We start from the raw sequence: 12,068 nt of genomic DNA on the forward strand, positions 1-12,068 counted from the left end.
CTTTGTCCCCATCCCATTGCCCCTCCGCTACGCCACCCCAACGACATTCTGCCGCACACGAAACGCCCCCGGCGACACCCGGCGCAGGCGCGTGAACGTTTTCGTGAAATGATAGCGGTCGCAAAACCCGGACAACGCCGCGATATCGTCAATCGAACGATCGCTGTGATGGAGCAAGTCACACGCCAGCGCGATGCGCCGCACCCGCAGACACGACATCGGCGTAGTTCCCGTTTCACTACGAAACAACCGGATCAACGCCCGCGCGTGCATCCCCGCCACATGCGCCAGTTCCGCCAGTGTGTGCGGCCCTCCGGGATCGCGCTCGATGTGCTCCAGCACACGCTGCACCCGCGCGTCCACCGAATGCTCGCGCAGCACGCCCGCCGGCAACCCTGCCAGAGCCAGCAACACCAACGCGTGCCATGCCACCACCTGCGCCGCCCCGCCATCCCCCCCCCCTCCCGCAACTCCCGGCGCCGCAGCACCCGACGCCCGGCGGTGCAGCGCCCGCAAAGTCGCGTCCAGCCGCACCGGATACACGCCCGGCGACGCCGAGAAACCCGGTGCCAGCGTAAAATGTACGTAACACTGCCGCACGCCCGAACCCGTCAAATCCGCGCCAAACGGCGTGTCGGGCGCGATCAACCACGCGCTGCGCGGGTCCAGCGCGATTGTCCGCCCACCATGGCGCACCACCGCTCCGCGACCCGAGAGCACGTAGAGCCGCCAGTAAGGCGCGGTCAGGTCCGCGTAACGCCAACGTTGCAACCACGCCGTCACGCAGTGCAGCAGACGCGGTTGCAAGTCCCCCGGATTGTGGTGTTCCAGCCGCATCTGCACATCCGGCACTCGCAACGCCTGCGACACCTGCGACGCCCCCTCCCCCCCTGGAGACACGCCGGCCCCGGCCATCCCGGCGGGTGACTTTTGCACACAATCAGGCGACTTCGATGCATTGGCGACGACGGGTGGCATGGAGTATTATGGACATTCGAGGATAACTGGCTGGTCCGCAAGCCACCGCCACGCAAGCCTCCCTCTTTTTCCCATACACACACTCTCTCAACACCCGCCATGCATCACCTGCGCTTCCGCCAAGTTCACCTCGATTTCCACACCCACGGAGACATCCCCGGCATCGGAGAAAAATTCTCCAAACGTCAATTCCAAGACGCCCTCAAGACCGGCCATATCGACTCCATCACCCTCTTCTCGAAGTGCCACCACGGATACAGTTACCACCCGACCAAAATCGGACGCCTGCACCCCAACCTCAAATTCGACCTCCTCGCCCGCCAAATCGAAGCCTGCCGCGAAATCGGCGTCCGCTGTCCCATCTACATCAGCGCAGGCCTCGACGAAGTCGCTGCCACCACGCATCCCGAATGGCTCGTCAAACGCCGCGACGGCGTCACCTACGCCCCCATTGACCACGTCGGATTCAAACGGCTCAACTTCAATTCCCCCTACCTCGACTACCTCTGCGCCCAGATCGAGGAAGTCGTGCAACGCTGGCCCGACAACGACGGCATTTTTTTGGACATCATCGGCGCCCCGCACGACTACTCCGAGCATTCGCTCCGCGAAATGAAGTCACTCCAACTCGACCCCGCCAACCCCGCCGACGTCGAAGAACACGCCCAACTCGTCCTCCTGCGCTACTACGAACGCACCAACGCCGCCGTCCGTAGTGTGCGCGCCGATACGCCCGTCTTCCACAACGGCGGCCACATCCCCGTCGGCTCAAAAGGATTCAACCTCTTCAACTCCCACTTCGAACTCGAATCCCTGCCCACCGGTGGCTGGGGCTACGACCACTTCGCTTTCTCCGCCCGCTACGCCGCCACGCAACCCCGCGACTACCTCGGCATGACCGGCAAATTCCACACCACCTGGGGTGAATTTGGCGGCTTCAAACGCCCCGCCGCCCTCGTCTATGAATGCGGCGGCATGCTCGCCTACGGCGCCAAGTGCTCCATCGGCGACCAACTCCATCCCAACGGCGAGATGAACCCCGACACCTACCGCCTTATCGGCGAGGCCTACGCCCGCGTTGAAGCCTGCGAGCCCTGGTGCGACCACGTCCGCCCCGTTGCCCGCATCGCCATTGTCAGCGCCGAGACCAACCAGCCACGCGCACGCGGCCACGCCGACACCAGCCACGCCGACGAAGGTGCCGCGCGCATGCTCCTCGAAACCCACCTGCCCTTTGTCGTCCTCGACGAAAACGCCAGGTGGGACGACCGCGCCCTCGGCCTCGATCTCGACCTCGTTATCCTTCCCGACACCACCCTCCTCACCCCCGCCACCGAAGCCAAAATCAAGAAGTACCTCGCCCGCGGCGGCAAAGTGCTGGCGGCTGGTAGTGCCCTGCTCGATACCGGGCGCACCGCATTTGCCATCGACCCCGGCGCCACGCTCGTCGGACGCTCCCCCAGCGACCCCGACTACCTCCTCGCCACCGCCCTCACGCCCCGCGTGCCCGTCACCACGCCCATCGTCATCCACGGCGGCGCTTGGGAGATCAAACCCGCCCGCGGCACCCGCACGCTCGTCGAACGCCGCACACCCTACTTCAACCGCACCTGGGACCACTTCTGCTCGCACCAGCACGCCCCCGACGCGCCCGCCCTCGCCAGCCCCGCCGCCATCGTCAACCAAGACGGCAACATCGCCTGGTTCGCGCACGACATTTTTACCCGTTACCGCCACTACGGACAGCCCCTCTACCGCGACTTCGTGCTCGCCGCCATCGACCACCTCCTCAGCGACGGAGCGGAAGGCAAAGACCGCCGCCCCGTGCGCACCACGCTGCCGACCGATGGCCGCGTCAACGTCCTCGAACAAACCCGCGAACGCCGTTACATCGCGCACCTCCTCTATGCCCCCAAATCCGTGCGCGGCGGACTCTCCCGTCCCGGTACCGGCGGCATATCGCGTCAGGTCGAAGTCATCGAAGACCTCATCCCTTTGCGCAATGTCAGCGTCACCCTGCGCCTGCCGCGCAAAGTCAAAACCGCCCGCCTCGTGCCCGAAGGCATTGACCTGCCCCTCACCACACAGACCAGCGATGGCGGCACGGTAACCTTCACCCTCCCCGAATTTACCGCCCACGCCATGGTGGAATTACGATATTAGATATTAGCCCGCCCTCATCGCGGTGGGCTTTTCGCCGGCAAGCGCCAAGGCTTGTCCTTTGACAAAAAACGCCATCAAGTGGCGGCTGTGTTTACAATCCGGATCTTTTCTACTCTCGGCCTGATGGTTGTCGCTCTCTTGGGCGGGTGGGCGAATGCATCCGCGCAAACCACGTCCGACCAACCCCGGCCAGCGACAACCGGGCTCCCCCCATTCCCGGCATTTCCCTCCTACGATACCTCCGACGCCTCCCCGCAACCGGCCCCCGCGCCCGCAACCGGCAGCTCAGGCATCTCCTTCCCAGGGGCGACGCCCTCCACATCCAGCCCCAGCCCCGCCGCAACCACGAGTTCCCCCCCCAACCTTTCCATTCGTTTCATTCCCCGCACCGCCCTGCCTCCTCCAACGACCGAAGACGACGTTCTTGAAATCGTCCGCCGCCACGTCGTCACCCTCGGCGGCATCGACTCCATCCTCGCCCTCCGGTCAATCCTCGTCAAAGGCACCATCAAACTCGCCGACAAACACCAACTCGAATTTCAGATGTGGTCCGCCCGGCCCAACCGCGTGCGCATCCAGACCAAACTCAAGGACCGCACGCTTACCGAAGCCTACAACGGTAAAGACACCCCTTGGATGCTCGACTCCACCACCAACAAAGCCGTGGACATGGCCCCCGATGCCGTGCGCCCCTTCATCGCCGACGCCGAGTTTGACGACGTTCTGGTGTCCAGTCTTGGGCGCGACAACGTCATTCTCGATTATGCGGGCGAAAGCACCGTGGACGGCCGTCCCGTGGCCAGGCTCCTTGCCACCCAGAACCTCACCGAGATTTCCACCATCTACGTTGACCGCGCCACCTATCACATCATCCGCCGCGACCTCGTTTCCAAGCGCACCAACCTTGCCGTTGAGAACTATTTTGCCGACTACAAACCCGTGAACGGCGTCATGCTCCCCACCCGCATCACGCAAAAACACGGCGGCAATGTTATTTACACCGTTGTCAACGAGCACATCGAAGCCAACCCGCCGCTCGCCCCCGGCTTCTTTGACCGTCCGCACGAATGACGGAGCGAAGCGTCACAGGGCTTGCCGACGCAAGAAAGACATGCGTAGTAGCAATTCCACAGGCACACACAACGCGCTCGTAGCTCAGTTGGATAGAGCATCCGCCTTCTAAGCGGATGGTCGTGGGTTCGAGTCCCGCCGGGCGCGCCAGTGTAAATTCGGCTTTCATCCCGGCGAGGGTTAAGGCTCAGTAGAGGCTTCATGTCACTCAGCTACGAATCTTCCGGAGTAAACTACGACCAGCTCGACGCCTTCAAACGCGCCTGCCAGAAGGCTGCGCGCACCACCGCTCCGCTCCTAGCCTCGCATGGCTACACCGAGCCCGCCTCCACCCGCGGAGAAAGCGCCTACCTGATCGAGGCTGCCGACCACTATCTTGCCCACGTCGAGGAAGGCCTGGGCACCAAAAACCTCGTCGCCGACGCCGTCCTCAAAAGCACCGGCAAATGCTTCTACCGCGAAGTCGCCATCGACACCGTCGCCACCATCGTCAACGACCTCGCCACCTGCGGCGCCCTGCCCATCTCCATCGCCATGCACGCCGCCGTGGGCGACTCGGCATGGTTCGCCAACGAAACACGCATGAACGCCCTCGTCGAAGGCTGGGCGGAAGGCTGCCGCCTGGCCGGCGGCGTGTGGGGCGGCGGCGAAACCCCCACCCTCCGCGGCATCGTCAACCCCGACACCATCGTCCTCGCAGGCTCCGCCATCGGCAAAATCTCGCCCAAAAAACTCCGCATCACCGGTGACGTGCGCGACGGCGACTCGATCATCTTCCTCGCCTCCTCCGGCGTTCAGACCAACGGCCTCACCCTCTGCCGCCAGATCGCCGACCGCCTGCCGCAAGGCTACGAAACGCCCATCGGCCACGGCGACACGCGGACTTACGGCGAAGCCCTGCTCGCCCCCTCTGTCATCTACGTAGCCTTCGTGCGCGAATGCCAACGACGCGGCATCAAACTCAACTACGTTGCCCACGTCACCGGCCACGGCTGGCGCAAACTGATGCGACTCGACGAACCCTTCGTTTACGAAATCATCAACCCCGGCGTCGAACCCGCCCTGTTCAAGTTCCTCCGCGAAGCCGGCCCCATCGACCTGCGCGAAGCCTACGCAACGTTTAACCAAGGCATCGGATTTGCCGCTTACGTCGCCCCGGAAGACGCCGCCGCCGCCCTCGCCGCAGCCAAGGCCTCCGGCTACGATGCCTGGCTCGCCGGCCGCGTGCGCAAGGAAGGCCACCGCAAGGCCGTCCTCATCCCGTCATTGGAACTCGAATACGACGGCAGCACCCTGCAAGTCCGCTAAACCAATTCTTAATTCTTAATTTTCCACACCGTGACACCCACACTCCCCCGCACCATCCTCATCGTAGGCTCCGGCGGACGCGAACACGCGCTCGTCAAAGCCATCCTCGCCGCCCCCCCCCCCCCCCCCCCTGCTGCGCCCCGCCGCGTGCTCTGCGCTCCCGGCAACGCCGGCATCGCCGAGGATGCCGCCTGTTTCCCCGTCGCCGTCGAAGACATTCCCGGCCTCGTCGCCCTCGCGCAACGCGAACACGTTGACTTCGTCATCGTCGGCCCCGAAGTGCCGCTCTCGCTCGGCCTCGTTGACGCCCTCGCCGCCGCCGGCATCCCCGCCTACGGCCCCAAGGCCGACGGAGCCCGCCTCGAAGCCTCCAAAATCTTCACCAAGCAAATCCTCCAAAAATACAAAATCCCCACCGCCCCCGCCGGCATTTTTACGTCGAACAACTCGCAACTCGACGCCGCCCTCGCCTACGTCCGCCAGCGCGGCGCGCCCATCGTCATCAAAGCCGACGGCCTTGCCGCCGGCAAAGGCGTCATCGTCGCCCAAACCCTGCCCGAAGCCGAGACCGCCGTGCGCGACATGCTTGCGGGCGGCAAATTTGGCGCCGCCGGCAGCCAGATCCTCGTCGAAGACTGCCTCACCGGCGAAGAGACCTCCATCCTCGTCGTCGTCTCCGGGCGCGACTACTTCATCCTCCCCACCTCGCAGGACCACAAGCGTATTGGCGACGGCGATACCGGTCCCAACACCGGCGGCATGGGCACCTACTCACCCGCCGACGTGGTGACGCCCTCCCTCCTCGAACGCATCGACCGCGAGATCGTCCGCCCCTCCGTCAACGCCATCGCGGACGAAGGCATCGAGTTTCGCGGCACGCTCTTCATCGGCATCATGCTCACGCCCCCCCCCCCCGGCAGCGCCGAACCCGTGCCGCAGGTGCTCGAATACAACACCCGCTTCGGCGACCCCGAGACGCAAGTCGTGCTCCCGCGCGTGGACGGCGACGTGCTCGCCCTCCTCTGGGCCGCCGCCTGCGGCACGCTCAAGGACGTGAAAGGTCGGATTGGCATCAAAAACAACCACGCCCTCTGCGTCGTCATGTCCGCCAAAGGCTACCCCGACACATATCCCAAAGGCGACGTCATCACCCTCCCCCCCCCCCCCCGGCGTGCAAATCATCCACGCCGGCACCGCGCGCAACGCCGCCGGCCAGATCGTCACCGCCGGTGGCCGCGTGCTCGGAGTCACCGCCGTGGCCGACACCCTGCCCGCCGCCGCCGCGCAAGCCTACGCCGCCTGCGCCACGATCCAGTGGGACGGCGCGCATTACCGCCGCGACATCGGCGCCCGCCAGCTTCATAGAATTAACCCTTAATTTTTCCACATGCCCAACACACCGCTCATTCTCACTGTTTGCACTGCCAACATCTGCCGCAGTCCGATGGCGGAGGCCTTGTTGCGCCATGCCCTGGCCGCGCAACCCGAACCGTGGAAAAACATCCGCGTCGTCTCCGCCGGAGTCGCGGCGGCCAAAGGCGACCACGTCTCGGAGAACTCCCGCGTGGCGCTCAAGAAAGCGGGCATCGAACTTGGCAACCACACCAGCCAGCCGCTCACGAAGGAACTCATCAAGAAGGCCACACTGATCATCTGCATGACGGAAAGCCACCGCGCCATGATCCGGCACATGTTCACGCCACCGCCGGACAACGTGCATCTCTTCCGCGAGTTCATGCCGGGCAACGTGGACAAGGAGATTGGCGACCCCTTTGGCGGACCGCTGGCGCTCTACGAAGCCTGCCGCGACGAGATGGTGGAGGCAATTCCCTCGCTGCTGGAATTCATCAAGAAGACGATCCCGGGGGCGTGAAAATACGCCCGACGCAGATTGCGTCACGACGCCTGCGCTTCCACCGGTTCGGCCAGCACTTTTTCCATCTCGGTGTGCCGCGTGATTTCAAACTCGCTGTAAATGGGCGTCTCGTCGGACTGCGTGTAGCGAAACCCGAGCTTGCTCCAGAACAGGCAGGGACGCGCGCTGTCTGTATCCGGTGCGCGGAGACGGATCACGCGGATGTGAGCCGGCAGACTTTTCTCCCATTTCTCGACAATCATCCGGCCCAGATGCTGGCCGCGAAGCGTGGGCGGAATGAAAAAACGGGTGATCCACACCGTGTCGCCCGAGGCGTAACTGTGCAGGTAGGGAATAGAGCTGTCATTTTCATCAACCACGCTGCCCCGATTCTAGCCCGGACTTGTTACGATTTCAAGGCGACCGGGTGACATATTCGATACGGAAAACAGTTGCCCTCACGCCCGGAGCGGACCTTGCGTGAACATCGTCATGCCACTCATCCTTCAACCCAACGACACCCTTCTCTTCTATGGGGACAGCATCACCGACTGCGGTCGTGATCGCTCCAACCTCGCCAATCTCGGAGGAGGTTATGTCAACTACATCAACGCCCAGCTCGGCCACCGCCAGCCTTCCGCCACCCGCCGCGTGATCAACACCGGCATCAGCGGCAACCGCATCTACGACCTTGAGCAGCGCCTCGAAGCCGACCTGCTGGCGCACAAGCCCACGGTCGTCACCTTCCTCATCGGCATCAACGACACCTGGCGTCGTTACGACAGCAAGTTGATGTCCCCCGCCCCCGAATTTTACGCGTCCTTCCATCGTATCTTGGATCGCATTACCAGCGAGCTCACGCCCGCGCCTCGTCTGGTTGTCATGGAGCCGTTCCTGCTGCCCACGCCTGAGGATCGCCGGGCCTGGCGCGAGGATCTTGATCCGCGCATCACTGCCGTGCGCAATCTTGCCGTGGAGTTTGGCGCCGACTTGATCCCGCTCGACGGTCTTTTTGCTTCGGTGGCGACGCGCGTCCCCGCCCCCTACTGGCTGCCGGATGGTGTGCATCCCAGCACAGCCGGTCACGCGCTCATCGCAGACGCCTGGCTGAAAAACGCCGGTGTGTGATAAGCCCGTTCTCATTCGGAAACATCTCATGCGAAGACGCGGAGGACATTCGCTTGCTTGACCTGGTAGGGAGGCCTCTCCGAGGCCTCCGAAACCACGCTCCGACTACTTATGAGTTTCGGTATCCAAAAACCACGCACGGCGGAGGCCTCGGAGAGGCCTCCCTACCAGGTCAGGCAACAGGCGGCATTTCGTCAGGAATAGGAGGCCCATGAGGTTTTGTGCGGACCACAAAATCCTAAAAAAAAAAGACCTAGCTTTTTGAGCAGCCCCGGGGGGGGGGGGGGGGAACCCTCCGGTAAAAATGGAGGGCTCCATGCTGACGGTGTTGGTGTTTTATTCTGCGCCAGCGGCTTTCTTGGCCTTGCTCACGCGCTTGGGCTTGGGAGCTTCTTCGGCGGGCTGTTCTTCGACGATCGGGTTTTCCGATACGACGTCGAAAGCGAGTTCGACGGTCACGTCGTGGTGCAGTTTGATCTTCACCTCGTGCTTGCCGAGGGTCTTCACAGGGGTGAAGAGGTGGATCTTCTTGCGGTCGAGTTCGATGCCCGCCTCGGTGATCTTGGCATGGAGGTCGGCGGCCGTGATGGCGCCGAACATCTTGCCTCCTTCGCCGGTCTTGACGGCAAAGGCGATGGCGGTCTTTTCGAGCTTCTTGGCGAGTTCGTTGGCGCCAGCGAGTTCGTTGGCCTCGCGTTCGGCGCGGCGTTTGCGGAGAGCCTCGACGCGCTTGCGGTTGGCGAGATTGAGGGCGACGGCGTATTTCTGCGGGAGCAGGAAATTGCGGGCGTAGCCGGCGCGGACTTTAACCTGGTCGCCTTCAGCGCCGAGGTTTTCGACGGGCTTGAGGAGCAATACTTCTGTGGAAGCCATGATGAGTGTGTCTTTCTAGGATGTTGTTTGGTTTGAAATAACGATGCGGAATCTTGCGGTTCGTTTAGAACGGAACGTCGTCGTCAGCGATGTCAGCCGGCGGAAGCGGCGTGGCGGGAGCGGCGGAGCGGGTGGGCGTGCGCGGCGGAGGCGAATGACGCTCCACCGTTTGGTCCACTCCGTAGTCTTCCGCACCGGCGCCGGCACCGGGAGCACCGCCAGCGGGTCCACCGGGGCCGCCTTCGCGGCCGCCGAGGAACTGGAAGTTTTCCAACACCACCTTGAGTTTGCTGCGTTTTTGCTGGGTGGTTTTATCCTCCCACTGGTCAAACTTGAGGCGGCCTTCAACAAAGAGCGGACGACCTTTGGTGACGTACTTCGAGATGGTTTCCCCTTGTTTTCCCCAAGCTTCGACATCGACGAAGGTTGCTTCTTCGCGGGTCTGGCCGGACTCGTCCTTGAACTGGCGGCTGATCGCCAGACCAAATTGACAGATGGGCGTGCCCCGAGGCGTGACCCGGAGTTCGGGATCGCGCGTGAGGTTGCCGATGAGAAAAACTTTGTTGAGGTTGGCCATGGTGGTGCGGGGACGGCGTTCGCGAACGAAAGCGCGTCTGGTTTAGATGGATTCTACAAAAGTGCGATAAACGCTGTGGTTGAGACGGAGGCGTTCCTTGAGCGCGGCGGGGGCGCTGGCGGGGCCGCTGAAGGTGACGTGGACGTAGTGCCCGGCCACGCGTTTGGGATTGGTCACGCGGACGAAGTCCTTGCGTCCGACGTCTTCGACGGCGGTGACTTGGGCCTCGACGGCGGTGATGTCGTTTTTGACGCCTTCGAGGATTTGCTCGATGGTGTCTTCCTTGCCGCTGTTATCGATGATGAAGGTCGCGCGGTAGTTGCGGTTTGTGGTGCTCATGTGGCTCTGCGGTTTAAGAGGTTCATGGCCTTGTCGGGTCCGTCGTTGATGAGGAGCCGGAGGCCGGAGACGTAGCGTTCTAAATTTTGTTCGAGGAGGGTGTATTGTTCAGGTGTGAATCTGCCCAGGACGTAGTCGCGCAGGTCGATCTCGCGGGGTTGCTTGGGTCCGATGCCGAGGCGGTAGCGGATGAAGCCGCCGCCGAGACACTGGATCAGGCTGGCCACTCCGTTGTGGCCCCCGGCGCTGCCGGTGATGCTGACCTTGATCAGACCGAGGTCGATCGTGAGGTCGTCATACACGGCGATGACGGCGCTGGCGGGGATTTTGTAAAATCCCGTGAGCGCCTGCACGGCGCGACCGCTGTCGTTCATGTAGGTGAGCGGCTTGGCGAGGAGGATGGTCTGGCCGGGCGCGGGGTCCCAGCGGGCAACATCCGCCGCGGCCGAGCGGCGCGTCTCCCACGAGAGGCCGAGTTGGCGGGCGAGCGCTTCGACGACGATCCACCCGATGTTGTGGCGGGTGTATTCGTATTCCCGGCCTGGGTTTCCCAGACCGGCGACGAGCGTGATGGACATGATTCAAAGAACATCGTCGCGGGGCGACTGGTGGTTGAGCACCGGTCGCGTCGCGGCGGGATTTTGTTTATTTCTTGGCGGCGGGCTTCGCGGCAGCGGGAGCAGCGGCGGGCTTGGCACCAGCGGCAGGTGCGGCGGCGGCAGCGGGCTTGGCACCGGCGGCGGGCGCAGCAGCACCAGCGGCGGGCGCGGCGGCACCAGCGGCGGGCGCGGCAGCACCGGCGGCAGGCGTGGCGACGGCTTCTTCCTCGACGATCTGGCAGGAGACGATCGGGTGGCCGGGGAGGTCACGCAGTTCGACGCCGGCGGGGGCCTTGATGGAGCCGACTTTGATGGATTCGCCGGCCTTGAGTTCGGTGACGTCCACTTCGATGTGGGGCGGCAGATCCTTGGGCAAGCAGCGGATGCGCAGGGTGTGGGCGTTGATATCGAGCACGCCGTTCTGGTTCTTGACGCCGAACGACTCGCCCACGAGGGAGACGGGGACGTTGATGTCCATCTTTTCGTCGGCCTTCACTTCTTGGAGATCGACGTGGAGGAAGCGGTCGGTGATGGGGTCGCGCTGGACTTCCTGAAGGAAGGAAAGGGCTTTATTGTCGGTCGCCTTGTCCTTGCGATGGAGCTCAATGATGAGGGAGCGTCCGGCCACGGCTTTGAGGAGCTTGGCGAATTCGGGCGCGTCAACGGCGAGCGTTTCGGGCTTGGTATGCTTTCCGTAGAGGATCGCAGGGATCTGGTTGGCCTTGCGGACCCGGCGGGATGCCGAGCGGCCGGTCTGCGCGCGGGGCGCAACGTTGAGGATATGTTGTGTAGTGCTCATGGTTTTCGTTCCCCCTGTCTCTCCGTGATTGGAGGCAGGCGTAGTGGAAAAAGGTTGGATGGAACCGGGCCGGACCGGGCTTGGCAACCAAATCTTTTGCGCGTTTCTCGAAGCGACTGCCAAATTTTTAAAAACAAACCTTGCCAAGCCGGTGTGTGCTCCCTGTTTTCGTCCATTCTTCTCATGCAAAAGACCAAAAAGTCCGTCGCCAAGCGCTTCAAGCTGACCGCCAAGGGCAAGCTTGTCCGTCGCACGCCCGGCTTCCGTCACTTGCTTGCCTCGAAGAGCACCAAGCAGAAACGCCGTGCCTCGCAGGACAAGCTCGTTGCCGAAGGCCACGCCGCGCCGCTGAAGCGCTGTCTGCCGTTCGGCCTCTAA

At 63.4% G+C, this 12,068-nt stretch carries 13 protein-coding genes, 1 tRNA gene and 1 pseudogene; 8 read left to right on the forward strand and 7 right to left on the reverse strand.

Annotated features, from left to right (window positions below; genetic code table 11):
- Positions 1-27 precede the first annotated feature (27 nt).
- A complete protein-coding gene (locus OBACDRAFT_RS05380) occupies positions 28-978 on the reverse strand; it encodes an AraC family transcriptional regulator (protein ID WP_232766670.1) in 951 nt (316 codons plus the stop codon).
- Between the two features lie 99 nt (positions 979-1,077).
- On the opposite strand from OBACDRAFT_RS05380, the gene OBACDRAFT_RS05385 reads away from it, so the two are divergent.
- The 6 genes and pseudogenes from OBACDRAFT_RS05385 to OBACDRAFT_RS05410 all read left to right on the forward strand — a co-directional run bounded on the left by OBACDRAFT_RS05385 (position 1,078) and on the right by OBACDRAFT_RS05410 (position 7,393).
- Positions 1,078-3,141: an alpha-amylase family protein gene (locus OBACDRAFT_RS05385; protein WP_052361231.1), complete on the forward strand. Its 2,064-nt coding sequence runs from the start codon at positions 1,078-1,080 to the stop codon at positions 3,139-3,141.
- Between the two features lie 123 nt (positions 3,142-3,264).
- Positions 3,265-4,212, forward strand: coding sequence for a LolA-like protein (locus OBACDRAFT_RS25020; RefSeq protein ID WP_157836924.1), 948 nt, complete (start codon positions 3,265-3,267; stop codon positions 4,210-4,212).
- A 73-nt stretch (positions 4,213-4,285) separates the two neighbouring features.
- Positions 4,286-4,362, forward strand: a tRNA-Arg gene (locus OBACDRAFT_RS05395).
- Between the two features lie 51 nt (positions 4,363-4,413).
- Complete coding sequence (locus OBACDRAFT_RS05400) at positions 4,414-5,520, forward strand: AIR synthase-related protein (protein ID WP_043583391.1); 1,107 nt, start codon at positions 4,414-4,416, stop codon at positions 5,518-5,520.
- Positions 5,521-5,574: 54 nt separating this feature from the next.
- Positions 5,575-6,898 (forward strand): annotated as a pseudogene (gene purD / locus OBACDRAFT_RS05405) (phosphoribosylamine--glycine ligase).
- Between the two features lie 9 nt (positions 6,899-6,907).
- Entirely contained in the window at positions 6,908-7,393 is a 486-nt protein-coding gene (locus tag OBACDRAFT_RS05410) for a low molecular weight protein arginine phosphatase (protein WP_043583392.1), read from the forward strand.
- A 23-nt stretch (positions 7,394-7,416) separates the two neighbouring features.
- On the opposite strand, the gene OBACDRAFT_RS05415 is transcribed toward OBACDRAFT_RS05410, so the two are convergent.
- Positions 7,417-7,755: a GNAT family N-acetyltransferase gene (locus tag OBACDRAFT_RS05415; RefSeq protein ID WP_043583394.1), complete on the reverse strand. Its 339-nt coding sequence runs from the start codon at positions 7,753-7,755 to the stop codon at positions 7,417-7,419.
- Between the two features lie 112 nt (positions 7,756-7,867).
- Between OBACDRAFT_RS05415 and OBACDRAFT_RS05420 the strand changes: the two genes are divergently transcribed.
- Positions 7,868-8,503: an SGNH/GDSL hydrolase family protein gene (locus tag OBACDRAFT_RS05420; RefSeq protein WP_043583396.1), complete on the forward strand. Its 636-nt coding sequence runs from the start codon at positions 7,868-7,870 to the stop codon at positions 8,501-8,503.
- 336 nt (positions 8,504-8,839) lie between these two features.
- On the opposite strand, the gene rplI is transcribed toward OBACDRAFT_RS05420, so the two are convergent.
- The 5 genes from rplI to OBACDRAFT_RS05445 form a co-directional block, all read right to left on the reverse strand.
- Positions 8,840-9,376: a 50S ribosomal protein L9 gene (gene rplI, locus OBACDRAFT_RS05425; protein WP_043583399.1), complete on the reverse strand. Its 537-nt coding sequence runs from the start codon at positions 9,374-9,376 to the stop codon at positions 8,840-8,842.
- A 64-nt stretch (positions 9,377-9,440) separates the two neighbouring features.
- Positions 9,441-9,953, reverse strand: a complete 513-nt coding sequence (locus OBACDRAFT_RS05430) for a single-stranded DNA-binding protein (protein ID WP_043583401.1) — start codon at positions 9,951-9,953, stop codon at positions 9,441-9,443.
- A gap of 42 nt (positions 9,954-9,995) precedes the next feature.
- Positions 9,996-10,292, reverse strand: a complete 297-nt coding sequence (locus tag OBACDRAFT_RS05435) for a 30S ribosomal protein S6 (RefSeq protein WP_043583403.1) — start codon at positions 10,290-10,292, stop codon at positions 9,996-9,998.
- A complete protein-coding gene (gene pth / locus OBACDRAFT_RS05440) occupies positions 10,289-10,870 on the reverse strand; it encodes an aminoacyl-tRNA hydrolase (protein WP_043583405.1) in 582 nt (193 codons plus the stop codon). Before pth ends, OBACDRAFT_RS05435 begins: the two co-directional genes overlap by 4 nt.
- A 67-nt stretch (positions 10,871-10,937) precedes the next feature.
- Positions 10,938-11,690 (reverse strand): 50S ribosomal protein L25, encoded by a 753-nt coding sequence (locus OBACDRAFT_RS05445; protein WP_043583407.1) that lies wholly within the window; start codon positions 11,688-11,690, stop codon positions 10,938-10,940.
- 183 nt (positions 11,691-11,873) lie between these two features.
- On the opposite strand from OBACDRAFT_RS05445, the gene rpmI reads away from it, so the two are divergent.
- Complete coding sequence (gene rpmI, locus OBACDRAFT_RS05450) at positions 11,874-12,068, forward strand: 50S ribosomal protein L35 (protein WP_043583556.1); 195 nt, start codon at positions 11,874-11,876, stop codon at positions 12,066-12,068.

Source organism: Geminisphaera colitermitum TAV2 (assembly GCF_000171235.2).
Lineage (GTDB): Bacteria > Verrucomicrobiota > Verrucomicrobiia > Opitutales > Opitutaceae > Geminisphaera > Geminisphaera colitermitum.

Bases quoted from the DNA above. Each gene is read 5' to 3' on its own strand.
- OBACDRAFT_RS05380 (WP_232766670.1), bottom strand. From the start codon at position 978: ATGCCACCCGTCGTCGCCAATGCATCGAAGTCGCCTGATTGTGTGCAA.
- pth (WP_043583405.1), bottom strand. From the start codon at position 10,870: ATGTCCATCACGCTCGTCGCCGGTCTGGGAAACCCAGGCCGGGAATAC.
- OBACDRAFT_RS05435 (WP_043583403.1), bottom strand. From the start codon at position 10,292: ATGAGCACCACAAACCGCAACTACCGCGCGACCTTCATCATCGATAAC.
- OBACDRAFT_RS05400 (WP_043583391.1), top strand. From the start codon at position 4,414: ATGTCACTCAGCTACGAATCTTCCGGAGTAAACTACGACCAGCTCGAC.
- rpmI (WP_043583556.1), top strand. From the start codon at position 11,874: ATGCAAAAGACCAAAAAGTCCGTCGCCAAGCGCTTCAAGCTGACCGCC.
- OBACDRAFT_RS25020 (WP_157836924.1), top strand. From the start codon at position 3,265: ATGGTTGTCGCTCTCTTGGGCGGGTGGGCGAATGCATCCGCGCAAACC.
- OBACDRAFT_RS05430 (WP_043583401.1), bottom strand. From the start codon at position 9,953: ATGGCCAACCTCAACAAAGTTTTTCTCATCGGCAACCTCACGCGCGAT.
- OBACDRAFT_RS05445 (WP_043583407.1), bottom strand. From the start codon at position 11,690: ATGAGCACTACACAACATATCCTCAACGTTGCGCCCCGCGCGCAGACC.
- OBACDRAFT_RS05385 (WP_052361231.1), top strand. From the start codon at position 1,078: ATGCATCACCTGCGCTTCCGCCAAGTTCACCTCGATTTCCACACCCAC.
- OBACDRAFT_RS05420 (WP_043583396.1), top strand. From the start codon at position 7,868: ATGCCACTCATCCTTCAACCCAACGACACCCTTCTCTTCTATGGGGAC.
- OBACDRAFT_RS05410 (WP_043583392.1), top strand. From the start codon at position 6,908: ATGCCCAACACACCGCTCATTCTCACTGTTTGCACTGCCAACATCTGC.
- rplI (WP_043583399.1), bottom strand. From the start codon at position 9,376: ATGGCTTCCACAGAAGTATTGCTCCTCAAGCCCGTCGAAAACCTCGGC.